This window comes from Kluyvera georgiana ATCC 51603 (assembly GCF_001654985.1).
Classification (GTDB): Bacteria; Pseudomonadota; Gammaproteobacteria; order Enterobacterales; family Enterobacteriaceae; genus Kluyvera; species Kluyvera georgiana.
The window spans coordinates 18,121-44,284 of sequence record NZ_LXEU01000023.1; the positions used below are offsets into that span (position 1 = coordinate 18,121).

Sequence of the window (26,164 nt, forward strand, 5' to 3'; positions counted from 1 at the left end):
TATGAGTACAAAACGGATAACGATTCCCGATGATTTTATTCTCGGGGCCGCGGCCTCGGCCTGGCAGACGGAAGGCTGGAGCGGGAAGAAGCCGGGCCAGGATTCCTGGCCCGATCTCTGGTACAAGAACGACCGTCACGTCTGGCATAACGGCTACGGCCCGGCGGTTGCCACCGATTTTATCAACCGCTTTCGCGAAGACGTGCAGTTGATGAAGCTGGCGGGGCTGACCCATTACCGAACTTCCATCAACTGGTCGCGTTTTTTAACCGATTACGAGGCGGTGACGGTGGATGAAGAGTATGCCGCCTATTATGACCAGCTGTTTGATGAGCTGCTGGCCAACGGTATTGAGCCGATGATCTGCCTTGAGCACTACGAGCTGCCGGGCTACCTGCTGGAGGCGTACGGCGGTTGGGGGTCGAAAAAGGTGGTTGAGCTGTATGTGCGCTACGTTGAGCAGGTGTTTGCCCGCTATCATCACAAGGTGACGCGCTGGTTTACCTTTAACGAGCCGATTGTGGTGCAGACCCGCGTCTATCTGGATGCGCTACGCTGGCCGTATGAGCAAAACACCGGCAAATGGATGCAGTGGAATCACCACAAGGTACTGGCGACGGCGAAGGTGGTGCAGCTATTCCGCGAGAAAGGCTATCAAGGGACCGTCGGCTGCATCCTCAACCCGGAGGTGACCTATCCGCGTTCCTCCGCCGCTCACGATCTGCGGGCGGCGGAGGTGTACGATCTGTTCTACAACCGCGTATTCCTTGACCCGCTGGTGCACGGCGCTTACCCGGCAGAGCTGTTCACGCTGCTGGAGAAGCATGCGGTTGCCTGGGACTACAGTGCCGACGAACTGGCGATCATCCGTGATAATACGGTCGATGAATTGGGCATTAACCTCTACTACCCGCATCGGGTAAAAGCGCCGTCGCGCGCCTGGCATCCCGAGACGCCGTTCCACCCGGCCTGGTACTACGAACCGTTTGAACTGCCGGGCAGAAAGATGAACAACTCGCGCGGTTGGGAAATCTACCCGCAGATTGTCTACGACATGGCGATGCGCATCAAAAAGGACTATCGCAATATTCCGTGGTTTGTCGCCGAGAGCGGTATGGGGGTGGAAAATGAAGCCCAGTTCCGTAACGCCGATGGCGTGATTGCCGACGACTATCGGATCCGTTTTATCAGCGAGCATCTGTGGCAAACGCTGCGGGCGAGAGAAGACGGTGCCAACTGCCACGGCTATATGCTGTGGGCCTTTACCGACAACGTTTCGCCGATGAACGCCTTTAAAAACCGCTACGGGCTGATTGAAATCGACCTCCAGAACGACCGCGCGCGACGGCCAAAAGCCTCTGCCCGCTGGTTCCGTCAACTGCGCGACAGCCGCGAGCTGACGGTGGATATCGATGATGAATGGCGCTGATTTTTGCTAAGATAGCGCCGGTATTGGCATAACGTACAGGTGAAATTGTGGAGAAGGCTACCGTCCCGCCGGAAAAGAAACCCTATCAGGAGATTGGCGATGATTTGCGCGCCCAGATTATGCAGGGCCGTTATCCCGTCGGGTCGCGCCTGCCGCCGGAACGCAATATCGCTGAAACTTACGGCGTTAGCCGTACCATCGTGCGCGAGGCGCTGTTAATGCTGGAGCTACAGGGGACGGTTGATATTCGCCAGGGCTCCGGCGTGTACGTGATGCGTATTCCGCAAGAAAGCGACGGTGAGGAAGAGCAGATGCTAAGCAGCGACGTCGGGCCATTTGAAATCCTGCAGGCGCGTCAATTGCTGGAGAGTAACATTGCCGCTTTCGCCGCGAAGATGGCCACCCGCGCAGATATCGACAACCTTAAGCAGATTATCGAACAAGAGCAGCGGGCGATTGCGCTCAATGACACCAGCCAGGACAACGGTCGACTGTTCCACCTGGTGCTGGCGGGCGCGACGCAAAATCAGATGCTGCTGGCGACTATCGAACGCGTCTGGATCCAGATGGACAGCAGCCCGCTGTGGCAGCAGTTTAACGCCCATATTGCCAGCCGCACCTATCGGCTGAAATGGCTCGGCGATCGGCAGACTATTCTGGCCGCGCTACGCCGCCGCGACGTCATGGGAGCCTGGCAGGCGATGTGGCAGCACCTTGAGAACGTCAAAAACAGTCTGATGGAGCTGTCTGACGAGGACGCGCCGGATTTCGACGGCTATCTGTTTGAATCGGTGCCCATCTTCCAGGGAAAATTAATGTGACCATTCTGCCGCTCTACGACCGCCCGCAGTATGCCGATCAGGTGACCGACTGGCTATGGCATGCCTTTGGCGGTGATGGTCTGTCGCGGGCATTTTTTGCCAGCATCATCGACCACAGCCAGCGTCCGGGCGCGCTGCCGTTGACGTTTATTGCCGTTGAGGACGCTAAACTGTTAGGGACGGTAGGGCTGTGGCGCTGCGATTTAATCAGCCGTCAGGATTTGTGGCCGTGGATGGCGGCGTTGTACGTCACGCCAGAGGCGCGTGGCCGCGGTCTGGCGGGCCAGCTACAGCGGCACGTGATGTCCTATGCCGCGCAGCAGGGATATACGGAACTGCATCTCTATTCGGCATGTCGGGATTTTTACGAACGCTTCGGCTGGCAGTACCTCGGTGATGCCCTCGATTACCCGGACACCACCGTCCATCTTTATCGCTACGATTTAACCTCTTCCGCCGGGGCTATCACCGAGTGACGGCGTACCAGCGTAGGGCTGAACAGGTGGGTGATATCCGGTAGCGGTTTGTTCTCTGCCAGCGCCAGCGCCAGCTCGGCGGCCTGGGTGGCCATGGTGACAATCGGGTAGCGGATGGTGGTCAGCCGTGGTCGCACGTAGCGGGAAACCAGCACGTCATCGAAACCAATCAGCGAAATGGCCTGCGGTACGTCGATACCATTATCATTCAGCACGCCCATCGCGCCCGCCGCCATCGAATCGTTGTAACAGGCGACGGCGGTAAACTGCTTGCCGCGACCGAGCAGCTCGGTCATGGCCTGCTCGCCGCCGCTTTCATCCGGCTCGGCAAAGGTCACCAGCCGGTCGTTGCACGGTAGCCCGTGCTCTTTTAGCGCATCGTAGTAGCCCGCCAGTCGGTCTTCCGCATCCGAAATCGCGTGGTTGGAACAGATATAGCCAATGCGCGTATGCCCTTGTTGAATCAGATGACGGGTCGCCAGCCAGGCGCCGTAACGGTCGTCCAGCGCCACGCAGCGTTTTTCGAAACCGGGCAGAATGCGGTTGATCAACACCATGCCGGGCATTTGCTTCATTAAATCTGCCAGCTCAGCGTCGGGAATCAGCTTGGCGTGTACCACCAGCGCCGCACAACGGTGGCGGATCAGCTGCTCGATGGCCTGGCGTTCTTTCATTTCATTATGGTAGCCGTTGCCAATCAGCAAAAAATTGCCGGTGTGATAGGCGACCTGCTCCACGGCTTTGACCATGGCGCCAAAAAAAGGATCGGAGACATCGCCCACCACCAGGCCGACGGTTTCCGTTGATTGCTGTGCCAGCGCCCGAGCATTGGCGTTGGGATGATAGCTGAGCGTCTCCATGGCGGAGTGGACGGCCTGGCGCGAGGCATCGCTGGCTTTTGGAGAGTTGTTGATGACGCGGGAAACGGTGGCGACAGAGACGCCTGCCATCCGGGCCACATCTTTAATTGTCGCCATAATATGCCTTAAAGAAGATTCGAAGGGGTAAACGTTTACACCTTAACAGTTTTACGGAAATCCCGGTGCTATTCAAGGCCGAGTCTGTGGTGGATTGCACAATATTGATGCGTTTATAACGCTTTGTGGAAAAGTTACACCGCGCTTTTGCAACTAAACAGGAATATTCAAACGTTTGCTTACACTTTGCGAGATGCTGTTGCGAATGTCTGCTGGAGAACGCGTTACGCGAGTTGCTAATCTGATTATCCCAGAGGTATTGATAGGTGAAGTCGCCCACAAGGTTGACCACTCAATTACACCAACCTGCGCAGATGCGCAGGTTTTTTTTTGCCTGAATATACGCTGTTACAGTTCCCCACAATCGCAATACCTCGTTGCATTTCCGCTCATTCTCTTGCGCTTTTAAACTGGCTGCCTGGCGGTAGGGGGGAGACAATAGCGGTCCCAGAGGTATTGATTGGTGAATGTTTCAAAGTACGCTTTGCGTACGCATCACTTACACCGACCTGCGCAGAAGCGCAGGTTTTTTTTTACCTCTGTCTCCCCGTCTGCTGCTTTTCCCCGCTTTTCTCGTGTACCCTTTGCAAAGACAAATCTTTGGCAAAAGGAGTTGGTATGCTTCTCTGTTTCTTCCGACAGCTTTTCAGGGTGTTATTTAGGGTACGGATGACCGGTAACACAGAGGCGTTAAGTCAGCCTAAAGTGCTGATTACACCTAACCACGTCTCGTTTATCGACGGCATCCTGCTGGCGCTGTTTCTCCCGGTTCGCCCGGTTTTTGCCGTCTATACCTCTATTTCCCAAAAATGGTTCATGCGCTGGCTGACGCCGATCATCGATTTTGTGCCGCTCGACCCGACAAAACCGATGTCTATCAAGCATCTGGTGCGCCTGATCGAACAGGGGCGCCCGGTGGTGATTTTCCCGGAAGGGCGCATTTCGGTCTCCGGTTCGCTGATGAAGATTTACGACGGCGCGGCCTTTGTGGCGGCGAAGTCCGGGGCGACGATTATTCCGGTGCGTATTGAAGGCGCGGAACTGAGCTACTTTAGTCGCCTGAAAGGGTTAGTGAAACGCCGCCTTTTCCCGCGCATTCAACTGCACCTGTTGCCGCCAACTACGCTGCCGATGCCGGAAGCGCCGCGCGCTCGCGACCGCCGCCGTATTGCCGGTGAAATGCTGCACCAGATTATGATGGAAGCCCGCATGGCGGTGCGCCCGCGTGAAACGCTGTATGAATCGCTGCTGACGGCGATGCACCGTTACGGCGAAAAAAAAGCGTGCGTGGAAGATATCAATTTCCAGCCGGACAGCTACCGTAAACTGCTGACCAAAACGCTGTTTGTGGCGCGTATCCTCGAAAAGTACAGCCAGAAGGGCGAAAAGATCGGCCTGATGCTCCCGAACGCCGGTATCAGCGCCGCGGTTATCTTCGGGGCGATTGCCCGCGGGCGTATTCCGGCGATGATGAACTACACTGCCGGAGTTAAAGGGCTGTCCAGCGCTATTACCGCTGCGCAAATTGGCACGATTTTTACCTCGCGCACGTTTCTTGATAAAGGCAAGCTCTGGCACCTGACCGAGCAGTTAACCCAGGTTCGCTGGGTATTCCTTGAAGATTTAAAAGGCGATGTCACCACCGCCGATAAGCTGTGGATCTTTTCGCGCGTGCTGATGCCGCGTCTGGCGCAGGTGGCGCAGCAGCCGGAGGACCCGGCGATCGTTCTGTTTACCTCCGGTTCGGAAGGCCACCCGAAAGGGGTGGTGCACAGTCACAAAAGCATTTTGGCGAACGTTGAGCAGATCAAAACCATCGCCGATTTTACCGCCCATGACCGCTTTATGTCGGCGCTGCCGCTGTTCCACTCGTTTGGTCTGACGGTCGGGCTGTTTACGCCGCTGCTGACCGGCGCGGAGGTGTTCCTTTACCCCAGCCCGTTGCACTACCGCATGGTTCCGGAGCTGGTGTATGACCGTAACTGTACTGTCTTGTTCGGTACCTCAACGTTTTTGGGCAACTACGCGCGATTCGCCAACCCGTACGATTTCTATCGTCTACGCTATGTCGTGGCCGGGGCGGAAAAGCTGCAACAGAGCACCAAAGAACTGTGGCAGGACAAGTTTGGCCTGCGCATTCTGGAAGGCTATGGCGTAACCGAATGCGCGCCGGTGGTGTCGATTAACGTGCCAATGGCGGCAAAACCGGGCACGGTAGGGCGCATTCTGCCGGGTATGGACGCGAGATTGCTGGCCGTGCCGGGTATTGAGCAGGGCGGTCGCCTGCAGGTGAAAGGGCCGAACGTGATGTGCGGCTACCTGCGCGTTGAAAATCCCGGCGTGCTGGAAGCGCCGACGGCGGAGAATCAGCACGGCGAGCGAGAAACCGGCTGGTACGACACCGGTGATATTGTCGCTTTTGACGCTCAGGGCTACGTTCAGATTCAGGGGCGTGCAAAGCGGTTTGCTAAAATTGCCGGCGAAATGGTGTCGCTGGAAACGGTTGAACAGCTGGCGCTGGGCGTATCGCCTGAGAAGATGCACGCCACGGCAGTGAAAACCGATGCCAGCAAAGGCGAGGCGCTGGTGCTATTTACCACCGATAATGAACTGACCCGCGACAAACTGTTGCAGTATGCGCGGGCCCATGGCGTGCCGGAGCTGGCGGTTCCTCGTGACATTCGCTGGATGAAGCAGCTGCCGCTGCTGGGCAGCGGTAAACCGGATTTCGTCACCCTTAAGAGCATGGTTGCAGAGACGGAACACCCACATGAGTGAGTCAGTACACACTAACACCTCTATCTGGTCGAAGGGCATGATGGCGGTTATCGCCGCCCAGTTCCTCTCGGCTTTTGGCGACAACGCGCTGCTGTTTGCCACGCTGGCGCTGATGAAGCAGCAATACTATCCGGACTGGAGCCAGCCGGTGCTGCAAATGGTGTTTGTGGGCGCTTACATCGTCTTTGCGCCGTTCGTCGGCCAGGTGGCAGACAGCTTTGGTAAGGGTCGGGTAATGATGTTCGCCAACGGCCTGAAGCTGATTGGCGCGGCAATGATTTGCGTGGGGCTGAATCCGTTTATCGGCTATACGCTGGTGGGAATCGGCGCGGCGGCTTACTCGCCGGCGAAGTATGGCATTCTCGGGGAACTGACGACCGGCGATAAACTGGTGAAGGCCAACGGCCTGATGGAAGCGTCGACCATCGCGGCGATTCTGATCGGCTCGGTGGCCGGCGGCGTCGTGGCTGACTGGAATGTGGTGGGCGCACTGGCGCTCTGCGCGATCGTCTACGGCGGCGCGGTGGTGGCTAACCTCTTTATTCCCAGACTGCCAGCCGCGCGTCCGGGCCAGTCCTGGCGTTTTCGTCCCATGACCCACAATTTCTTTAACGCCTGCAATGTGCTCTGGCACAACGGTGAAACGCGCTTTTCTCTGCTTGGCACCAGCCTGTTCTGGGGAGCCGGGGTGACGCTGCGCTTCCTGTTGGTGCTGTGGGTTCCGGTGGCGTTGGGGATTACCGATAACGCCACGCCAACCTATCTGAACGCGATGGTTGCGGTGGGGATTGTGGTGGGGGCCGGGGCGGCCGCGAAGCTGGTCACGCTGGAAACGGTGGCGCGCTGTATGCCTGCCGGGGTGTTGATTGGCGTCGTGGTAGCGATTTTCGCCCTTCAGCACGCGATTTTACCGGCTTACGTGCTGCTGTTTATCATCGGTATCTGCGGCGGATTCTTTATCGTGCCGCTGAATGCGCTGTTGCAGGATCGTGGTAAACATACCGTTGGCTCGGGCAACGCGATTGCGGTACAGAATCTCGGTGAAAACAGCGCGATGCTGTTGATGCTTGGGTTGTACTCGCTGGCGGTAGCGGTGAATATTCCGGTCGTCGGCGTTGGCGTGGGCTTTGGTGTGTTGTTTGCGCTGGCGATTATCGTGCTGTGGCTGTGGGGTAAGCGACGCTGATGTGAACCCGGCGGCGCTTACGCTTGGCCGGGCTACGGCTATTCATTGTAGGCCGGATAAGCGTAAGCGCCATCCGGCACGATGCGGCACCTTGCCGGATGGCGGCGTAACCGCCTTATCTGGCCTACATTTTACGGTGCCGGGTAGGTATAGACCTGATGCACCGCTTCAATTTCCGCTAACACCTCTTCGCTCAGCTCCAGATGCAGACTTTCCACGTTAGTTTTCAGCTGCTCCATCGTCGTCGCGCCCAGCAGCGTGCTGGCGACGAACGGCTGACGGCGGACGAACGCCAGCGCCATCTGCGCCGGGTCGAGGTTATGGCGTTTGGCAATGTCCACATAGGCGGCGACAGCCTTCCGCGTCTGCTCGCCGCTGTAGCGGGTAAAGCGGCTAAACACCGTATTGCGCGCGCCAGCCGGTTTGGCGCCGTTCAGGTATTTACCGGTTAGGGTGCCGAACGCCAGGCAGGAATAGGCCAGCAGCTCTACGCCTTCAAACTGGCTCACTTCTGAGAGCGCGACTTCGTAGCTGCGGTTGACCAGACTATACGGGTTCTGAATGGTCACAATACGCGGCAGGTCGTGTTTATCGGCCAGATGCAGGTAACGCATCACGCCAAACGCGGTTTCGTTCGAGACGCCGATATAGCGAATTTTCCCAGCGCGCTGATACTCGGTGAGTGCTTCCAGCGTTTCCAGCAGCGATACGACCGGCGCGGAATCAGCCCAGGTATAGCCCAATTTGCCGAAGCAGTTGGTTGGGCGCTGAGGCCAGTGCACCTGGTAGAGGTCGAGATAGTCGGTTTTCAGGCGCGTCAGGCTGTTGTGCAGCGCGTCGCGAATGTTCTTACGGTCCAGCGCCTGATTGGGGCGGATGCCGCTGTCGTTATTGCGTGACGGGCCGCTAACCTTAGAGGCGATCACCAGTTTTTCACGGTTGCCGCGTTTCGCCAGCCAGTTGCCAACGTAGGTTTCAGTCAGGCCCTGGGTTTCCGGGCGCGGCGGCACAGGATACATCTCCGCGACGTCGATCAAGTTGATACCCTGACTCACGGCGTAATCAAGCTGTGCATGGGCGTCGGCTTCGCTATTCTGTTCACCAAACGTCATTGTGCCAAGCCCGAGGGTGCTTATCTCAAGAGAGCTGTGGGGGATACGGTGGTACTGCATAAGCCGGCTTCCTTTTATCAACAGCGTCGGGAAAGAGTCCCGACAAAGGAATATAAAAATGGCAGAGGGGAAGAAAAAGGGAAAGCAGAAAATGAAAAAAGGCCAGCAAGCGGCTGACCTCTCTAACTTTATCGCTTGATGATCTGTGATACGTCGTCGCGGTTAATCTGCATTTTATTGCCTTGCTGATCTTCGTAGCTGATAAGCCCGGTATCATCATCGACTTCGGGTTTACCGTCGGTGAGGATCATCCGGCCATCTTTTGTTGCCATGACGTAATCACTGCTACAGCCGGAAACTGCAAATGCCAGACCTACTGCGGAAATCAATACTGCCCATTTTGTCATCGTCATCCCCTTCATCGCCGCACTCTCAATAGTCTAGTAATAACCGACCTCAGGGCTAGCATAAAGCAGGAAAATCTTAAAAAAATCAGACATAGCCCTCAAAAGAGGGCTATGGGCGACAGATTAGAGCGGATTTTTTTTGTTTCTCAGCAGATTGAGGCTTTCTACCGCGATTGAGAAGAACATGGCAAAGTAGATATAGCCTTTCGGCACGTGTATGTCGAAGCTCTCGAGGATCAGCGTAAAGCCGACCAAAATCAGGAACGACAGCGCCAGCATTTTCACCGACGGATGCCGATCGACAAACTCGCCGATTGAACGCGCGGCAAACATCATTACGCCCACGGCAATCACCACCGCCGCCATCATGATAAACAGGTGGTCAGAGAGGCCCACTGCGGTAATGACCGAGTCGAGGCTGAAGATAATATCCAGCAGCATGATCTGCACAATTGCGCCGAGGAACGAATGTACGTTCGTTTTCAGCCCTTCCTCATCACCTTCAATCGACTCGTGAATTTCCTTACTGGCCTTCCAGATAAGGAACAGGCCGCCCAGCAGCAGGATAATATCGCGCAGGGAGATGGCCTGATCGAACACGGTGAACAGCGGGTTGGTGAGCTTCACCACCCATGCGATAGAGGCCAGCAGCGCCAGACGCATGACCATCGCCCCCATCAGCCCTAAACGACGGGCATGGGCGCGTTGCGCGGTAGGAAGCTTAGCCACAACCAGAGAGAGAAAAATAATATTATCGATCCCCAGAACGATCTCCAGCAGCGTCAGCGTACCGAGCGCAAGCCAGGCGTTGGGGTCGGTGATCCATGCAAATAACATTAGATAAGTCCTGCCAAAAAAAGCGAAAGCGTCAATAGATGTACTTTGTGGGTGCTGTGGGGCAATCCTGCCGCCAGCAGCACGAGGAGTATAATCCCGGCGCGCGGCAGGGCAAAAAAATTAATGCGTTTGCAGCATAAAGTGGCGCGCCAGCAAGGCGGCGGTGAAGTTCTTTTTGAGATAGAAACCGCGCGGCAGCGTCATAATCGGTTCACCATGCGCACCGATGGCTTCAGTCAGCGCTTTGCTGTTGGCTGCCTTTGGGCGTAGCTGCAGCACTTCACCGTGACGCGCAGTAATGCGTTCGACCTGCCCCAGAACAATCAGGTCCATCAACTCTTCCCAGTCCATTTGCAGCTGATGTTCCTCTTCCTGGCTCGGCGTCCACAGCAGCGGCGCGCCGACGCGGCGCTCGGCGAGCGGGATCGTCCGTTCGCCTTCTACCGGAATCCACAATACCCGCTTGAGCTTGTGGCGAACGTGGCTGTTTTCCCAGGTGACGCCGGAATTGCCGGTCAGCGGCGCCACGCAGACGAAAGTGGTCTCCAGCGGTCGTCCCTGGCGGTCAATGGGGATCGTTTTCAGCTCGACCCCCAGCGTGGCGAAGTCCTGCTCTGGCTTGCTGCCGGCGCTGGCGCCGAGCCAGATTTCCAGCAGCACGCCAATCCAGCCTTTATCACGCTTCAAATCCTTGGGAGGGACGATACCGGCCATCGCCGCCAGTTCGCCCAGCGAATAGCCCGCCAGACGCTGCGCCTGCGCAAGCAGCTCGGCCTGGGTTTTGGGCGATTCGGGAAGCGGGGCGAGCATTGACATGATGAAAGCGCCTTTTGGTGAAAAAATGAACGACTGTTTTGCCGGGTGTGGATAGAGTTTAACTTTTTCTGAGTAAATATATCAACGTGATGATTATAATGGATTTTTTAATCTATTTTTCAGCGTAAAAACGGCGTGAAAAAAGGTTTTCCAAATCTGGTCACTGACAATGAACAGGATCTTACACCATGTTATCCACAGAAAAATGGGATAACTGGGGAAAAGCCTCACTACTGTTTCAATTTACAGCCTTGACGTGCGACGAAAATCGAATTTTCGCACAAAAGATGTCTAAGATGTTGGCACAATCTGTGGATAAAATCGACGTTGCTCGATCTTTCATCAGTTGGAGGATCGCCTATGTGATGATCATCACGTTATGCGCTAATGCATGCGGATTAACTATAATAACTTAATGAAAAATATCATTTTACTGCGCAGGGCTTGCATGCGATTATTCAGAGTAGTCTGGGTTTTCCCTGGGTAATTCCGTACTTCTTCACAACTCTATCCACAGAAAAAGTGAATAAAATCGCGGATGAACGCGGTTCTCTGTTTATAACTCTGATGATTACTGTGAGTTATTCAAATGTTATTCGATGGTCGTGCTGTAATAGAGTGGTTTACCGTTTCCAGCGAGTGTGAAACAATCATTCACATTGAAGCTTATTTTGAGGTAGTCCGGTGATTGATGACGATGGCTACCGCCCAAATGTTGGTATTGTAATTTGCAATCGTCAGGGCCAGGTTATGTGGGCCCGACGCTACGGTCAGCACTCCTGGCAATTCCCGCAAGGGGGCATAAACCCCGGTGAGACAGCAGAACAGGCGATGTATCGGGAACTGTTCGAAGAAGTTGGATTAAGCCGTAAGGACGTACGGATCCTCGCTTCGACCCGAAACTGGTTGCGTTACAAATTGCCTAAACGTTTGGTGCGTTGGGACACAAAGCCGGTTTGTATCGGCCAGAAACAAAAATGGTTTCTCTTGCAGTTGATCGGCAATGATGCGGATATCAATATGCAAACCAGCAGCACGCCGGAGTTCGACGGCTGGCGCTGGGTGAGTTACTGGTATCCGGTGCGTCAGGTCGTGTCGTTTAAACGTGACGTCTACCGCCGGGTGATGAAAGAGTTCGCCAGCGTAGTGATGGCGCTTGCGGAGAGCGCGCCAAAACCGCAAAGCGCGCCTGCTTATCGACGTAAAAGAGGTTAAGCCACGCATATTATGCTCACTCGCTTACGCGAAATAGTTGAGAAGGTCGCGAGTGCGCCTCGTTTGAACGAGGCGCTGGATATTCTGGTCACCGATGTCTGCCTGGCCATGGAGACCGAGGTTTGTTCCGTCTATCTCGCCGACAACGATCGACGCTGCTTCTATCTGATGGCGACCCGCGGCCTGAAAAAACCGCGCGGTCGTACCATTACGCTCGCCTTCGATGAAGGGATCGTCGGGCTGGTTGGCCGCCTGGCCGAACCGATTAACCTCGCCGACGCGCAAAAACACCCCAGCTATAAATACATTCCCTCAGTGAAAGAAGAGCGCTTCCGCGCGTTTCTTGGCGTGCCGATCATTCAGCGCCGTCAGCTGCTGGGCGTGCTGGTGGTGCAGCAGCGCGAGCTGAGGCAGTACGACGAAAGCGAAGAGTCATTCCTGGTCACGCTCGCCACCCAGATGGCGGCTATTCTCTCGCAGTCTCAGTTGACGGCGCTGTTCGGGCAGTATCGCCAGACGCGTATCCGCGCGCTGCCGGCTTCGCCGGGCGTGGCGATCGCCGAAGGCTGGATGGACGCCACCCTGCCGCTGATGGAGCAGGTGTATGAAGCGTCGTCGCTGGATACTCAACTGGAGCGCGAACGTTTAACCGGCGCGCTGGAAGAAGCGGCGAACGAATTTCGTCGTTACAGCAAACGCTATGCCGCCGGAGCGCAAAAAGAGACGGCGGCGATTTTTGACCTCTATTCGCACCTGCTCTCTGACGCCAGCCTGCGCCGCGCGCTGTTTGCCGCGGTGGATAATGGCTCGGTGGCCGAATGGGCGGTGAAAACGGTTATTGAGAAGTTTGCCGAACAGTTTGCCGCGCTCAGCGACGGCTACCTGAAAGAGCGCGCGGGCGATCTGCGTGCATTAGGGCAGCGTCTGCTGTTCCACCTTGATGACACCACGCAAGGCGCCAATGCCTGGCCGCCGCGTTTTGTGCTGGTGGCGGATGAACTCTCCGCCGCCACGCTCGCGGAAGTCCCGCAGGATCGTTTAGCGGGCGTGGTGGTGCGCGACGGTGCCGCCAACTCACACGCGGCGATCATGGTTCGTGCGTTGGGGATCCCTACGGTGATGGGCGCCGATATCCAGCCGTCGATCCTCCACGGGCGTACGCTGGTAGTCGATGGCTACCGCGGCGAGCTGCTGGTGGATCCTGAACCGATCCTGCTGCACGAATATCAACGGCTTATCAGCGAAGAAAACGAACTCAGCCGCCTGGCGGAAGGGGACGTTGAGCGCCCGGCGGAGCTGAAAAGCGGCGAGCGTGTGAAGGTGATGCTCAACGCTGGCCTGAGCCCGGAGCATGAGCAGAAGCTGGGGCGACGCATCGACGGCATTGGTCTATACCGTACCGAAATTCCGTTTATGCTGCAAAGCGGCTTCCCTTCCGAAGAGGAGCAGGTGGCGCAGTATCAGGGCATGCTACAGATGTTCAACGACAAGCCGGTGACTTTACGTACGCTGGACGTCGGGGCGGACAAACAGCTGCCGTATATGCCGATCAGCGAAGAAAACCCCTGCCTCGGCTGGCGCGGGATCCGCATTACGCTCGATCAGCCTGAGATCTTTCTTGTGCAGGTGCGCGCGATGCTGCGCGCCAACGCGGCGACCGGCAATTTGAGCATTCTGCTGCCGATGGTCACCAGCCTGGAAGAGGTCGACGAAGCGCGCCGTCTGATCGACCGTGCCGGCCGCGAAGTGGAAGAGATGATCGGCTACGCCATTCCGAAACCGCGTATTGGCATCATGCTGGAAGTGCCGTCGATGGTCTTTATGCTGCCGCATCTGGCGAGCCGCATCGACTTCATCTCCGTGGGCACCAACGATCTCACGCAATATGTGCTGGCGGTGGATCGTAACAATACCCGCGTTGCCAGCATCTACGATAGCCTGCATCCGGGGATGATTCGCGTACTGGCGATGATTGTGCAGGAAGCCGAACGCTATGGTATCGATTTACGTCTGTGCGGCGAAATGGCGGGCGACCCGATGTGCGTCACCATCCTGATTGGCCTGGGGTTCCGACATCTGTCGATGAACGGTCGTTCGGTGGCGCGCGTGAAGTATCTGCTGCGCAATATCGATCTCGAAGACGCGCAAACGCTCGCCCAGCGCAGCCTGGAGGCGCAGATGGCGACCGAAGTGCGCCATCAGGTCGCGGCCTTTATGGAGCGTCGTGGCCTCGGCGGCCTGATTCGTGGGGGCCTGTAGGCCGATAAGCGCAGCGCCATCGGGCCGTCCGGCGCCCTTGCCGGATGGCGGCGTTGCCTTATTCGGCCTACATGCAGCGCCATTCCGTCACCTGGTCGAGCGAAGCTGCCTGCTTATACATATCTTTTACATCTTCGTCGCATCACCTCTCAGCACCCTTATGCTATCATTCGCACCTTTGGAGCGCCTGAAGCCTACGGCGCGCATCTCTACCGCTGTCCACTTTCGGCGGAATAACAAGCATTTGTGGTGACAGATGAATAGTGGTTATCTGCGTTTCCCGGACTTTGATCCGGTAATTTTCTCCATCGGACCGGTCTCCCTGCATTGGTACGGCATGATGTACCTGGTGGGTTTTATCTTTGCCATGTGGCTGGCGACGCGTCGTGCGAACCGCCCAAACAGCGGCTGGACCAAAAACGAAGTTGAAAACCTGCTGTATGCGGGCTTCCTCGGGGTATTCCTCGGCGGGCGCATCGGCTACGTGATGTTCTACAACTTCGACTCCTTCCTGCAGGATCCGCTGTATCTGTTCCGCGTCTGGGACGGCGGAATGTCCTTCCACGGTGGCCTGATCGGCGTGATCGTGGTGATGATTATCTTCGCCAAACGCACTAAGCGTACCTTCTTCCAGGTATCTGACTTCATTGCGCCTCTGATTCCGTTCGGCCTGGGCTGCGGTCGTCTGGGTAACTTTATCAACGGCGAGCTGTGGGGCCGCGTCGATCCGAGCTTCCACTACACTATGCTGTTCCCGGGCTCCCGTGCGGAAGACCTGGCGCTGTTGCCGTCGCATCCGGAATGGCAAACGCTGTTTGATACTTACGGTTCCCTGCCGCGCCACGCGTCGCAGTTGTATGAACTGGCGCTGGAAGGGGTTGTCCTGTTCCTGATCCTGAACTGGTTTATCCGTAAGCCGCGTCCGGCAGGGTCAGTTTCCGGCCTGTTCCTGATTGGCTACGGTCTGTTCCGCATCATCTCTGAATTCTTCCGCCAGCCGGATGCGCAGTTCACCGGCGAGTGGGTACAGTACATCAGCATGGGGCAGATTCTTTCGATTCCGATGGTGCTTGCGGGTATCATTATGATGGTCTGGGCGTTTCGCCGTCCGCAGAAACAGATCTCCTGAGGAAGCATGAAACAGTATCTCGAACTGATGCAGAAGGTGCTCGATGAGGGCACCCAGAAAAATGACCGTACCGGCACCGGTACGCTCTCCATTTTTGGCCACCAGATGCGCTTTAACCTGCAAGAAGGTTTCCCGCTGGTGACCACCAAGCGCTGCCACCTGCGCTCTATCATCCATGAACTGCTGTGGTTCCTGCAGGGCGACACCAATGTTGCCTACCTGCATGAAAATAACGTCAGCATCTGGGATGAGTGGGCCGATGAGAACGGCAACCTTGGCCCGGTCTACGGCAAACAGTGGCGCGCCTGGCCGACCCCGGATGGCCGTCATATTGACCAGATCACCACCGTCATGAACCAACTGAAAAATGACCCGGACTCGCGCCGTATCATCGTTTCGGCGTGGAACGTGGGTGAGCTGGACAAAATGGCGCTGGCACCGTGCCACGCATTTTTCCAGTTCTACGTGGCAGACGGCAAGCTCTCCTGCCAGCTGTACCAGCGCTCATGCGACGTGTTCCTCGGCCTGCCGTTCAACATCGCCAGCTATGCGCTGCTGGTGCATATGATGGCGCAGCAGTGCGACCTGGAAGTGGGCGACTTCGTCTGGACCGGCGGGGATACCCACCTGTACAGCAACCACATGGAGCAGACCGCCCTGCAGCTGACGCGCGAACCGCGCGCGCTGCCGAAGCTGGTGATTAAACGCAAACCCGATTCTATTTTCGACTACCGCTTTGAAGACTTCGAAATCGAAGGTTACGACCCGCATCCGGGTATCAAAGCGCCGGTGGCGATTTAATCTTCCTGACCCGCAAAACGGCGCTGCTCTCAGCGCCGTTTTTTTATTTTCTGAAGGCCGCTTCCCGTTTATTTGTCACCCGCTGCAACGCGTTAACCTTTTTCCGAAGCCCCACGTAAAACGCGCAATCCAGGCTCGCGCTCCGTTATTCAGCGCAGGAAACTGCCGCCATGAACAGAGAACAGGGCTACACCCTTATCGAAACCTTAATCGCCGTGACGCTGGTGCTCATTCTTGGCGCTTCGGGTCTGTATGGCTGGCGCAGCTGGCAGCAAGAACAGCGTTTGTGGCAAACCGCCGGTTCACTACGGGACTATCTGCTTTATCTGCGTAACGATGCTAACTGGCATAACCGGGACCGTCGACTGCGGGTTAACCACGAAGCGCAGGGCTGGTGCCTCACGGCGGACGATGCGGTGCTGGAGGGCTGCCCCGCGGGAAACCCCGCCATTTTCAGGCCGCCGTGGGCCGAGGTTTCGCTGAGCAAAATGACGCCGAATCTGGCGTTTTTCGGCCTGCGAAACACCGCGTGGGCGGGAAGCCTGATGGTGTCGAGCGAGGCGGGGAGCTGGACGGTTGTCATCTCCAGCTGGGGGCGAATTCGCCTGTGTGAGGGGGCCACATGCTGATGCGAGGTTTCTCATTGCTGGAAGTGATTATCTCTATGGCCATCAGCAGCGTATTGCTGCTTGGCGCGTCACGCTTTCTCCCCGCGCTCCAGCGGGGCGTACTGGCGCAAACGCAGCAGCAGACGCTGGAAGAGGAACTCTGGCAGCGGTTGTTCACGGTCGCGAAGCATTTGCAGCGTGCAGGGTACTGCGGGGATGACGACTGTGGCGGCGAGGCGCTGCAGATTGCACAGCAAGGGCAGTGCGTGATCGCCCACTGGGATGGCGACAGCAATGGTCTCTGGCAAACGTCGCCCGCCGACGAGGCTGACAGCATTGGCTTTCGGCTGCAGTCCGGCGTGCTGGAAACGCTACGCGGTGCGACCAGCTGCGAGGGAAAAGGGTGGGACAAAATGACCGATCCCGCGGCGCTCACGGTAACGCATTTTCAGGTAGTACGCCGTTTGCTGAGCGGTTTCCCGCCGGAGCTGACCATTGTGCTGTCGGCCAGCGGCGCACATGGCAGCATGGTCACCGCGCAATATGGCGTGACGGGATATAATCAGTGAACGCCGAGCGCGGCGTTTCGTCGCTGGCCATGGTGCTGATGCTGCTGGTGCTCGGCAGCCTGATGCTACAAGGGCTGAATCAGGCGCAGCGCCAGCGGCTGGCAATGGTGAACGATGAAAGCCTGGCGATACAGCGCACGACGCAGGCGCATTCGGCGTTGCAGTGGGGGATACACCAGCCATGGGGAACTGAAGCCGAAGCCCAGTGTATGACCTATACCGCAGATACCCGCGTTTGTCTGCGCTTATTGACCGACGGCAGGTTATTGCTGATAGCACAAAGCGACGGTTTCTCGCTGTGGCAATCCGGGCGTTGGGCCGCCGGTAGCCTTCAGTTCTCAGCCCATGGCTGGAGTGATTTTTGTCCCCTGAAAGAGGCGCTATTATGCCAGACACCCTGAAATCACGCGGTTTTAGCCTGCCGGAGGTGATGCTGGCCATGTTGTTAATGGTGATGGTGGTGACGGCGCTGGGCGGATACTACCGCGCGTTGGCCGCCGGTAACGCTCAGCTTAATCAGTATCGTCAGATGTGGCGCTATGCATGGGATCAAACGCAGCAACTGGCCGCGCCGCTGCCGGAAGGCTGGAACAGCCAGCGGGTACAGACATCGTCACAACGTTGTGTCAGCATCAATGCTACTATTACCACCCCCATGGGCAGGCAAGGGCGTTTAACGCGTCTGCATTGCCCTGTCAGTCAGTAGTCAGGAGCGAATATGTTAAGGGTCTACCACTCCAACCGTCTGGACGTGCTGGAAGCGTTAATGGAATTTATCGTTGAGCAGGACCGGCTGGCTGACCCCTTCGAGCCTGAAATGATCCTCGTGCAGAGTACCGGGATGGCGCAATGGCTACAGATGACGCTCTCCCAGCGATTTGGTATCGCCGCTAACATCGATTTCCCGCTGCCCGCGAGCTTTATCTGGGACATGTTTACCCGCGTTTTGCCCGAGATTCCCGGCGAGAGCGCCTTTAATAAGCAAAGCATGAGCTGGAGGCTGATGACGCTGTTGCCGGGCATGCTGGACAACGAGGCTTTTACGCCCCTGCGCCACTATCTGACTGACGATGCCGATAAACGCAAGCTGTTCCAACTGGCCTCACGCGTGGCCGACCTGTATGACCAGTATCTGGTCTATCGCCCGCAGTGGCTCACGAAGTGGGAAGCCGGAGAATTAGTGGATGACGTCGGTGAGGCGCAGCAGTGGCAGGCTCCGCTATGGAAAGCGCTGGTGGAGCACACTGCAGCGCTGGGGCAGCCGCAGTGGCACCGCGCCAATCTCTACCAACGCTTTATCGACACGCTGGAAAACAGCAGCGAGAAACCTGACGGGCTGCCGTCGCGGGTGTTTATCTGCGGCATCTCTGCGCTGCCGCCGGTGTATCTGCACGCGCTGCAGGCGCTGGGCAAACATGTAGATATCTACGTGCTGTTCACCAACCCGTGCCGCTATTACTGGGGTGACATTAAAGATCCGGCGTTCCTCGCCCGGCTGATGGCGCGCCAGCGCCGACACTATCGTGAGCAGCGTGAGCTGCCGTTGTTCCAGGACGCCAGCAGCGCGCCGGGGCTGTTTAACGATAACGGCGAACAGGACGTTGGTAACCCGATGCTGGCCTCCTGGGGCAAACTGGGGCGCGACTATATCTACCTCCTGGCGGGGCTGGAGCGCTATCAGGAGCTGGATGCGTTCGTTGATATCGAGCCGGATAACCTGCTACACAACCTTCAATACGACGTGCTGGAGTTAAAAAACAGCGCCGTGGCCGGGCGCACCGTCGAAGAGTTTGCCTGGAGCGGCAACAAACGCACGCTGGCCCACGATGACCGCAGCCTGACCGTCCACGTCTGCCACAGCCCGCAGCGCGAGGTGGAAGTGCTGCACGACCGCCTGCTGGCGATGCTGGAGGCCGACCCGACGCTGACGCCGCGCGATATCATCGTGATGGTGGCGGACATCGACAGCTACAGCCCGTTTATCCAGGCCGTATTTGGCAGCGCCACCGGCGAGCGCTATCTGCCTTACGCCATTTCCGACCGCCGCGCCCGTCAGGCACATCCTGCAATGCAGGCCTTTATTACGCTGCTTTCCCTACCGGACAGCCGCTTTACCAGCGAAGACGTGCTGGCGCTGCTCGACGTGCCGGTACTGGCCGCACGGTTCAACATTGATGAAGCCGGTTTGCAGCATCTGCGCCAATGGGTCAGCGAATCCGGCGTGCGGTGGGGGATGGACGACGACAACGTGCGCGAACTCGATCTCCCGGCCACCGGGCAGCACACCTGGCGCTTTGGTTTGACGCGCATGCTGCTGGGTTACGCCATGGAAAGCCGCGAGGGCGAGTGGCAGGACGTGCTGCCCTATGATGAATCCAGCGGGCTTATCGCCGAGCTGGTGGGGCATTTGGCTTCGCTGCTCATGCAGCTTAACCGCTGGCGACGGGTGCTGACGCAAGGGCGTTCACTCGAAGAGTGGCTACCGGTGTGCCGCGAAATGCTTAACGACTTCTTCCTGCCGGATCAGGATACCGAAGCGGCGTTAACGCTGATTGAGCAGCAGTGGCAGGGGATTATTGCTCAGGGTGTGCAGTCGCAATACGTCGGTGAAGTACCGCTGGTGCTGCTGCGCGATGAGCTGGCTCAGCGTCTGGACCAGGAGCGTATCAGCCAGCGCTTCCTGGCGGGTCCTATCAACATATGTACCCTGATGCCGATGCGATCCATTCCGTTCAAAGTGGTGTGTCTGCTGGGCATGAACGATGGTATCTACCCGCGCGCGCTGGCGCCGCTGGGCTTTGACCTGATGAGCCAGAAGCCGCTACGCGGCGATCGTAGCCGTCGCGACGATGACCGCTACCTGTTCCTCGAGGCAATGATGTCGGCGGAAAAATCGCTCTATATCAGCTACATCGGTCGCTCTATTCAGGATAACAGCGAGCGCTATCCATCGGTGTTGGTGCAGGAACTGCTGGACTATATCGGCCAGAGCCACTGCCTGGAAGGTGATGAGGCGCTGAACTGCGATGAAAGCGAGCGACGGGTGAAGAACCACATCATGCACCTGCATAGCCGCATGCCGTTCGACGCGGAGAATTATCAGCATGATGAGCGCCAAAGCTATGCTCAGGAATGGCTGGCGGCGGCCAGCCGTCAGGGGGAAGCGCACGGCGAATTTATTCAGCCGCTGGAGCCGGTTGAACTGACAACGCTGCCGCTGGAGCAGCTTCAGCGCTTCTGGCGTCATCCGGTTCGCGCCTTCTTTCAGATGCGCCTACAGGTCAATTTCCGTAGCGAAGAGAGCGACATTCCCGACACCGAGCCGTTTACCCTTGAGGGGCTGACCCGCTACCAGCTTAACCAACAGTTGCTCAATACCCTGATTGAAGAGCAGACGCCGGAAGCGATGTATCGCCGATATCGTGCGGCGGGAGAACTGCCCTACGGGCCGTTTGGCGAAATTGCCTGGGAAGCACAGCGGCAGGAGATGACCGCGCTGGCGAGCCGGGTTATCGAATATCGTCGGGAAGGAAAGAGTCTCGAAATAGACCTTGATTGCGACGGGGTTAACATAACCGGATGGTTACCGCAGGTTCAGGATAATGGGCTGTTGCGCTGGCGGCCATCTTTGCTTAGCGTGGCACAAGGAATGCAACTTTGGCTGGAACACCTTGTCTACTGTGCTAGCGGCGGCTGCGGCGAAAGCCGACTGTTGCTGCGCAAAGAGGGCGAGTGGTTATTCCCCCCGCTGGCGGCGAATGAAGCGAAAGCGTATCTGTCACAACTGGTCGCCGGATACCGCGAGGGCATGCGCCAACCGCTGCTGTTCTTACCAGAAAGCGGAGGTGCGTGGATAAAAGCCTGTTACGATGCCCAAAATGATGCCATCTTAAGGGACGAGGAAACGCAGCAAAAAGCACGCAGCAAGTTTATGCAGGTGTATGAAGGCAATATGGTGGTGAGCGGCGAAGGGGCCGATGTCTGGTATCAGCGCTTGTGGCGTACCCTGGAACCCGCGCAGTATGAGGCGATTATCGAACAAACGACGCCGTATCTGCTGCCGCTATTTCGTTTTCACCAGGCATAGTTGCTGTATGAAAATTGCGCAATCTGAGTTGTTCATTTACTATGCGCAACGCGTCACGGACCGATGAGTGGCCGCCGTCAGACCCATTTGTCTGGCCGGGAGTTGCCCGCACAAGCATTAAGATTCAGCAGTATTTGTTAATGGTGAGGTCCGTGAATGCCCCGCAGTATCTGGTTGAGTATTGTAGTTTTTGTCACCGCCTTTTGGGCGACCGTAGGTCAGGCAGACACCGGATGGCAACCGATTCAGGAAACCATCCGTAAAAGCGAAAAAGATACCCGTCAGTATCAGGCGATTACGCTGGATAACAAGATGGTCGTGCTGTTGGTATCCGATCCGCAGGCGGTGAAATCACTGTCGGCGCTGGTGGTACCGGTTGGTTCGCTGGAAGATCCTGATTCGCATCCGGGCCTTGCGCACTTCCTTGAACATATGACGTTGATGGGCTCGAAGCACTACCCGCAGCCCGATAGTCTCTCGGAATTCCTCAAGCTGCACGACGGCAGCCACAATGCCAGCACCGCGCCGTATCGCACCGCCTTCTACCTTGAAGTCGAAAACGATGCCTTGCAGGGGGCCGTTGACCGTCTGGCGGATGCCATTGCTGAACCGCTGCTGGATAAAAAATACGCCGACCGCGAACGTAACGCGGTGAACGCAGAACTGACCATGGCGCGCAGCCGTGACGGTATGCGTATGGCGCAGGTTAGCGCTGAAACCATCAACCCGGCGCACCCCGGCGCGCGCTTCTCCGGCGGCAACCTCGAAACGCTGAGCGACAAGCCGAACAGCCCGGTGTATGAATCGCTGCTGGCCTTCCGCAACAAATACTACTCCGCTAACCTGATGAAGGCGGTGATTTACAGTAACAAGCCGCTGCCTGAGTTGGCACACATTGCCGCGCAAACCTATGGTCGCGTGCCGAATAAATCGATTGAACGTCCGGAAATTACCGTTCCGGTAGTCACCGACGCGCAAAAGGGCATTGTTATCCACTATGTTCCCGCGCTGCCGCGTAAAGTACTGCGCGTGGAGTTCCGCATTGATAACAACTCGGCGCAGTTCCGCAGCAAAACCGACGAGCTGATTACCTACCTCATCGGTAACCGCACGCCGGGTACGCTGTCAGACTGGCTGCAAAAGCAGGGGCTGGTGGAAGGCATTCGCGCCGATTCCGACCCGGTCGTTAATGGGAACAGCGGCGTGCTGGCAATCTCCGCCACCTTAACCGACAAGGGCCTCGCCAATCGTGACCAGGTGGTGGCAGCTATCTTTAGCTACCTCGACATGCTGCGCCAGAAGGGCGTCGACAAAAGCTACTTTGATGAACTGGCCCACGTGCTGGACCTCGACTTCCGCTATCCGTCGATTAACCGCGATATGGACTACGTCGAATGGCTGGCGGACACCATGATTCGCGTGCCGGTCGAACACACGCTCGATGCGGTGAACATTGCCGATCGTTACGATGCGCAGGCGATAAAAGATCGCCTGGCGATGATGACGCCGCAGAATGCGCGTATCTGGTACATCAGCCCGAAAGAGCCGCATAACAAGGTGGCCTACTTTGTTGATGCGCCGTATCAGGTCGATAAAATCAGCGCGGATACTTTCGCGAAGTGGCAGAAAGCGGCCGACGACATCACGCTGACTCTGCCGCAGCTGAACCCGTACATTCCTGATGATTTCACGCGGATCAAGAACGAAAAAAGCTACGCGCATCCGGAGCTGATTATCGACGAACCAAATCTGCGGCTGGTCTATATGCCGAGCCGCTACTTTGCCGCCGAGCCGAAAGCCGATATCACCATGATCCTGCGTAACCCGCAGGCGATGGACAGCGCCAAAAACCAGGTGATGTTTGCCCTCAACGATTATCTGGCGGGCATTGCGCTCGACCAGCTCAGCAACCAGGCCGCCGTCGGCGGCATCAGCTTCTCGACCGGCGCTAACAACGGCCTGATGCTTAACGCCAACGGTTACACCCAGCGTCTGCCGCAGCTGTTTAGTGCGCTGTTAGAAGGTTACTTCAGCTATACGCCAACCGAAGATCAGCTTGAACAGGCAAAATCCTGGTACAAGCAAATGATGGACTCGGCGGATAAAGGCAAAGCCTACGAACAGGCGATTATGCCGGTGCAGATGGTGTCGCAGGTGCCCTATTTCCAGCGCGAAGATCGCAAGGCGCTGCTGCCGTCGATCACGCTGAAAGAGGTGATGGCCTACCGCGACCAGCTGAAAACTGGCGGACGTCCGGAGTTTATGGTGATTGGCAACCTCAGCGCCGAGCAGTCCACGACGCTGGCGCGCAGTATCCAGTCGCAGCTTGGTGCGAACGGTAACGAATGGTGCCGTAACAAAGATGTGCTGGTGGAAAAACAGCAGAACGCCATTTTCGAAAAAGCGGGCAACAGCACCGACTCGGCGCTGGCGGCGGTGTTTGTCCCGCCGAACGTGGATGAGTTCTCCAGCTCGGCGGCAAGCGCCATGCTGGCGCAGATCGTTCAGCCATGGTTCTACAATCAGCTGCGTACTGAAGAACAGCTTGGCTACGCCGTGTTTGCCTTTTCGATGAACATTGGCCGTCAGTGGGGCATGGGCTTCCTGCTGCAAAGCAATGACAAACAGCCGGCGTTCCTGTGGCAACGTTTCAAAGCCTTCTTCCCGACCGCCGAGCAAAAGCTGCGGGGGATGAAGCCGGAAGAGTTCGCGCAGCTTCAGCAGGCGGTGATCGCCGACATGCTGCAAGCGCCGCAAACGCTGGGGGATGAAGCCTCACAGCTGAGCAAAGATTTCGATCGCGGTAATATGGCCTTTGATTCACGTGCTAAAGTAGTGGCCCAGATTAAGCTGTTAACGCCGCAGAAGCTGGCTGATTTCTTCCACCAGACCGTCGTTGCGCCACAGGGTATGACGGTGCTGTCGCAGGTTTCCGGAAGCCAGAATGGTAAGACGGACTATGCGCACCCCGAAGGGTGGAAGGTATGGGAGAGCATTAGCGCGTTGCAGCAAACCTTACCGATAAGACGAGAGAACGAATGACCGTAACTGCTGAGTCCCTTAATCCCCTGCGTTTGCCCCTCTACGGTGAGCGCCTGATTGAAGCCTCAGCGGGCACCGGAAAAACCTTCACCATCGCCGCACTCTACCTGCGTCTTCTGCTGGGGCTCGGCGGCGAGGCCGCCTTTCCCCGGCCGGTCAACGTCGAAGAGCTGCTGGTGGTGACCTTCACCGAGGCGGCAACCGAAGAACTGCGCGGGCGTATTCGCAGCAACATTCATGAACTGCGCGTCGCCTGTCTGCGTAACGCCACCGACAACCCGCTCTATGCCAGCCTGCTGGCGGAAATCGACGATCCTCAACAGGCAGCAAACGTCCTGCTGCTGGCCGAACGCCAGATGGACGATGCCGCGGTGTTTACCATCCACGGTTTCTGCCAGCGCATGCTTAGCCTCAACGCGTTTGAGTCGGGGATGCTGTTCGAACAGCAGCTGATTGAAGACGAATCTCAGCTGCGTTATCAGGCCTGCGCCGATTTCTGGCGCCGCCACTGCTACCCGCTGAACCGCGAAATCGCGCAGGTGATCGTTGAGTCCTGGAAAGGGCCGCAGGACCTGCTGAAATCGATCGACCGCTATCTGCAAGGTGAAGCGCCGCAGCTAAAAATACCGCTCAGCGCCGAGACGCTGGAATCACGCCATCAGCAGATCCTCGCGCAGATTGGCGACATCAAACAGCAGTGGCTGGCTGCGGTCGGCGATCTTGAACCGCTGCTGGAAAACTCGGGTATCGATCGCCGCAAATTCAACCGCGGCAACCAGGGCAAGTGGATCGACAAGATCAGCGCCTGGGCGCAGGAGGAGAGCAAAAACTACCAGTTCCCCGATGCGCTGGAAAAATTCAGCCAGTCGTTCCTGGCTGAACGCACCAAAGCGGGCGGAGAGGTGCCCACGCACCCGCTGTTCAGCGCCATTGAGCGTCTACTGGACTCACCGCTCACGCTCAACGATCTGGTGATTGCCCAGGCGATGAAAGAGATTCGTGAGGCGGTAGCCCGCGAGAAGCGCCGCCGCGGCGAGTTGGGCTTTGACGATATGCTAAGCCGCCTCGATGAAGCGCTGGAGAGCGAAAGCGGCGATGCGTTAGCCGCCGCCATTCGTCAGCGTTTTCCGGTGGCGATGATCGATGAATTCCAGGATACCGACCCGCAGCAATATCGCATTTTCCGCCGCATCTGGCGGCAACAGCCGGAGACCGCGTTGCTGCTGATTGGCGACCCGAAGCAGGCGATCTACGCCTTCCGTGGCGCCGATATCTTTACCTACATGCGCGCGCGCGGCGATGTGGCGGCGCACTACACGCTCGACACTAACTGGCGTTCCGCACCGGGCATGGTGGCTAGCGTCAACCGCCTGTTTGGGCTGGTCGATAACCCTTTTATGTTCCGCGATATTCCGTTCCTGCCGGTCAAATCCGCCGAGAAAAATGCCTCACTGCGTTTTGAGGTCGATGGCGAAAATCAGCCGGCAATGAACCTCTGGCTGATGCCCGGTGAGGGCGTTAGCGCAGGCGACTATCAGAACTTTATGGCCCAGCAGTGCGCGGCGCAGATTCGCGACTGGCTCACCGGCGGCCAACGCGGCACGGCGCTGCTGTG

22 protein-coding genes are annotated in these 26,164 nt (G+C 57.4%); 16 read left to right on the forward strand and 6 right to left on the reverse strand.

All coding sequences use genetic code 11. The annotated features are described in order from the left end of the window. Position 1 precedes the first annotated feature (1 nt). Genes M989_RS05010 through M989_RS05020 form a run of 3 tightly spaced genes read left to right on the forward strand, consistent with a single transcriptional unit; the run spans position 2 to position 2,726 of the window. A complete protein-coding gene (locus M989_RS05010) occupies positions 2-1,429 on the forward strand; it encodes a glycoside hydrolase family 1 protein (RefSeq protein ID WP_064542953.1) in 1,428 nt (475 codons plus the stop codon). 47 nt (positions 1,430-1,476) lie between these two features. Then, a complete protein-coding gene (locus tag M989_RS05015) occupies positions 1,477-2,250 on the forward strand; it encodes a GntR family transcriptional regulator (protein ID WP_064542956.1) in 774 nt (257 codons plus the stop codon). Further along, positions 2,247-2,726: a GNAT family N-acetyltransferase gene (locus M989_RS05020; protein ID WP_064542959.1), complete on the forward strand. Its 480-nt coding sequence runs from the start codon at positions 2,247-2,249 to the stop codon at positions 2,724-2,726. Before M989_RS05015 ends, M989_RS05020 begins: the two co-directional genes overlap by 4 nt. On the opposite strand, the gene galR is transcribed toward M989_RS05020, so the two are convergent. Beyond that, positions 2,687-3,703: an HTH-type transcriptional regulator GalR gene (galR, locus tag M989_RS05025; protein WP_064542962.1), complete on the reverse strand. Its 1,017-nt coding sequence runs from the start codon at positions 3,701-3,703 to the stop codon at positions 2,687-2,689. The genes M989_RS05020 and galR overlap by 40 nt on opposite strands. 618 nt (positions 3,704-4,321) lie before the next feature. Here galR and aas point away from each other — a divergent pair. Further along, positions 4,322-6,481, forward strand: coding sequence for a bifunctional acyl-ACP--phospholipid O-acyltransferase/long-chain-fatty-acid--ACP ligase (gene aas, locus M989_RS05030; RefSeq protein ID WP_064542965.1), 2,160 nt, complete (start codon positions 4,322-4,324; stop codon positions 6,479-6,481). After that, on the forward strand, positions 6,474-7,667 hold the full coding sequence (gene lplT / locus M989_RS05035) for a lysophospholipid transporter LplT (RefSeq protein ID WP_064542968.1): 1,194 nt from the start codon (positions 6,474-6,476) through the stop codon (positions 7,665-7,667). The genes aas and lplT overlap by 8 nt, the downstream gene beginning before the upstream one ends. A 131-nt stretch (positions 7,668-7,798) precedes the next feature. Here lplT and M989_RS05040 read toward each other — a convergent pair whose 3' ends face one another. The 5 genes from M989_RS05040 to M989_RS26470 form a co-directional block, all read right to left on the reverse strand. After that, positions 7,799-8,839, reverse strand: coding sequence for an NADP(H)-dependent aldo-keto reductase (locus M989_RS05040; protein ID WP_064542971.1), 1,041 nt, complete (start codon positions 8,837-8,839; stop codon positions 7,799-7,801). A 128-nt stretch (positions 8,840-8,967) separates the two neighbouring features. After that, the gene (locus M989_RS05045) at positions 8,968-9,186 is read right to left on the reverse strand and encodes a YgdI/YgdR family lipoprotein (RefSeq protein WP_035893968.1); all 219 of its coding nucleotides are present in this window, start codon (positions 9,184-9,186) and stop codon (positions 8,968-8,970) included. A gap of 123 nt (positions 9,187-9,309) precedes the next feature. Beyond that, positions 9,310-10,023, reverse strand: coding sequence for a TerC family protein (locus M989_RS05050; protein ID WP_064542974.1), 714 nt, complete (start codon positions 10,021-10,023; stop codon positions 9,310-9,312). 120 nt (positions 10,024-10,143) lie between these two features. After that, positions 10,144-10,839, reverse strand: a complete 696-nt coding sequence (mutH, locus tag M989_RS05055) for a DNA mismatch repair endonuclease MutH (protein ID WP_064542978.1) — start codon at positions 10,837-10,839, stop codon at positions 10,144-10,146. Positions 10,840-10,932: 93 nt separating this feature from the next. Next, entirely contained in the window at positions 10,933-11,082 is a 150-nt protein-coding gene (locus M989_RS26470; RefSeq protein ID WP_425337826.1) for a hypothetical protein, read from the reverse strand. 441 nt (positions 11,083-11,523) lie between these two features. On the opposite strand from M989_RS26470, the gene rppH reads away from it, so the two are divergent. The 11 genes from rppH to M989_RS05115 form a co-directional block, all read left to right on the forward strand. Next, a complete protein-coding gene (gene rppH / locus M989_RS05065; protein WP_035893962.1) occupies positions 11,524-12,054 on the forward strand; it encodes an RNA pyrophosphohydrolase in 531 nt (176 codons plus the stop codon). 12 nt (positions 12,055-12,066) lie between these two features. After that, complete coding sequence (gene ptsP / locus M989_RS05070; RefSeq protein ID WP_064542982.1) at positions 12,067-14,313, forward strand: phosphoenolpyruvate--protein phosphotransferase; 2,247 nt, start codon at positions 12,067-12,069, stop codon at positions 14,311-14,313. A 256-nt stretch (positions 14,314-14,569) separates the two neighbouring features. Further along, complete coding sequence (gene lgt / locus M989_RS05075; RefSeq protein ID WP_064542984.1) at positions 14,570-15,442, forward strand: prolipoprotein diacylglyceryl transferase; 873 nt, start codon at positions 14,570-14,572, stop codon at positions 15,440-15,442. Between the two features lie 6 nt (positions 15,443-15,448). Next, entirely contained in the window at positions 15,449-16,243 is a 795-nt protein-coding gene (gene thyA / locus M989_RS05080; RefSeq protein ID WP_064542985.1) for a thymidylate synthase, read from the forward strand. A gap of 170 nt (positions 16,244-16,413) precedes the next feature. Further along, on the forward strand, positions 16,414-16,872 hold the full coding sequence (locus M989_RS05085) for a prepilin peptidase-dependent protein (protein ID WP_064542987.1): 459 nt from the start codon (positions 16,414-16,416) through the stop codon (positions 16,870-16,872). Continuing rightward, a complete protein-coding gene (locus M989_RS05090; RefSeq protein WP_245191227.1) occupies positions 16,866-17,420 on the forward strand; it encodes a prepilin peptidase-dependent protein in 555 nt (184 codons plus the stop codon). Before M989_RS05085 ends, M989_RS05090 begins: the two co-directional genes overlap by 7 nt. Further along, positions 17,417-17,821, forward strand: a complete 405-nt coding sequence (locus M989_RS05095; protein ID WP_064542989.1) for a DUF2509 family protein — start codon at positions 17,417-17,419, stop codon at positions 17,819-17,821. Before M989_RS05090 ends, M989_RS05095 begins: the two co-directional genes overlap by 4 nt. Then, positions 17,806-18,126, forward strand: a complete 321-nt coding sequence (locus M989_RS05100) for a prepilin-type N-terminal cleavage/methylation domain-containing protein (RefSeq protein WP_064542991.1) — start codon at positions 17,806-17,808, stop codon at positions 18,124-18,126. The genes M989_RS05095 and M989_RS05100 overlap by 16 nt, the downstream gene beginning before the upstream one ends. A gap of 12 nt (positions 18,127-18,138) precedes the next feature. Further along, on the forward strand, positions 18,139-21,507 hold the full coding sequence (recC, locus tag M989_RS05105; RefSeq protein ID WP_064542993.1) for an exodeoxyribonuclease V subunit gamma: 3,369 nt from the start codon (positions 18,139-18,141) through the stop codon (positions 21,505-21,507). A gap of 156 nt (positions 21,508-21,663) precedes the next feature. Beyond that, a complete protein-coding gene (gene ptrA / locus M989_RS05110) occupies positions 21,664-24,549 on the forward strand; it encodes a pitrilysin (protein WP_064542995.1) in 2,886 nt (961 codons plus the stop codon). Beyond that, the coding region (locus M989_RS05115; RefSeq protein ID WP_157093518.1) for a UvrD-helicase domain-containing protein at positions 24,546-26,164 on the forward strand (1,619 nt) is incomplete at its 3' end. The genes ptrA and M989_RS05115, both read left to right, overlap by 4 nt.

What these genes read in the sequence shown, in the direction of transcription:
- M989_RS05085 (WP_064542987.1), top strand. Translation starts at nt 16,414, where the DNA reads ATGAACAGAGAACAGGGCTACACCCTTATCGAAACCTTAATCGCCGTG.
- ptrA (WP_064542995.1), top strand. Translation starts at nt 21,664, where the DNA reads ATGCCCCGCAGTATCTGGTTGAGTATTGTAGTTTTTGTCACCGCCTTT.
- aas (WP_064542965.1), top strand. Translation starts at nt 4,322, where the DNA reads ATGCTTCTCTGTTTCTTCCGACAGCTTTTCAGGGTGTTATTTAGGGTA.
- M989_RS05100 (WP_064542991.1), top strand. Translation starts at nt 17,806, where the DNA reads ATGCCAGACACCCTGAAATCACGCGGTTTTAGCCTGCCGGAGGTGATG.
- mutH (WP_064542978.1), bottom strand. Translation starts at nt 10,839, where the DNA reads ATGTCAATGCTCGCCCCGCTTCCCGAATCGCCCAAAACCCAGGCCGAG.
- galR (WP_064542962.1), bottom strand. Translation starts at nt 3,703, where the DNA reads ATGGCGACAATTAAAGATGTGGCCCGGATGGCAGGCGTCTCTGTCGCC.
- thyA (WP_064542985.1), top strand. Translation starts at nt 15,449, where the DNA reads ATGAAACAGTATCTCGAACTGATGCAGAAGGTGCTCGATGAGGGCACC.
- M989_RS05045 (WP_035893968.1), bottom strand. Translation starts at nt 9,186, where the DNA reads ATGACAAAATGGGCAGTATTGATTTCCGCAGTAGGTCTGGCATTTGCA.
- M989_RS05040 (WP_064542971.1), bottom strand. Translation starts at nt 8,839, where the DNA reads ATGCAGTACCACCGTATCCCCCACAGCTCTCTTGAGATAAGCACCCTC.
- recC (WP_064542993.1), top strand. Translation starts at nt 18,139, where the DNA reads ATGTTAAGGGTCTACCACTCCAACCGTCTGGACGTGCTGGAAGCGTTA.
- lplT (WP_064542968.1), top strand. Translation starts at nt 6,474, where the DNA reads ATGAGTGAGTCAGTACACACTAACACCTCTATCTGGTCGAAGGGCATG.
- M989_RS05090 (WP_245191227.1), top strand. Translation starts at nt 16,866, where the DNA reads ATGCTGATGCGAGGTTTCTCATTGCTGGAAGTGATTATCTCTATGGCC.
- M989_RS05050 (WP_064542974.1), bottom strand. Translation starts at nt 10,023, where the DNA reads ATGTTATTTGCATGGATCACCGACCCCAACGCCTGGCTTGCGCTCGGT.
- M989_RS05010 (WP_064542953.1), top strand. Translation starts at nt 2, where the DNA reads ATGAGTACAAAACGGATAACGATTCCCGATGATTTTATTCTCGGGGCC.
- ptsP (WP_064542982.1), top strand. Translation starts at nt 12,067, where the DNA reads ATGCTCACTCGCTTACGCGAAATAGTTGAGAAGGTCGCGAGTGCGCCT.
- lgt (WP_064542984.1), top strand. Translation starts at nt 14,570, where the DNA reads ATGAATAGTGGTTATCTGCGTTTCCCGGACTTTGATCCGGTAATTTTC.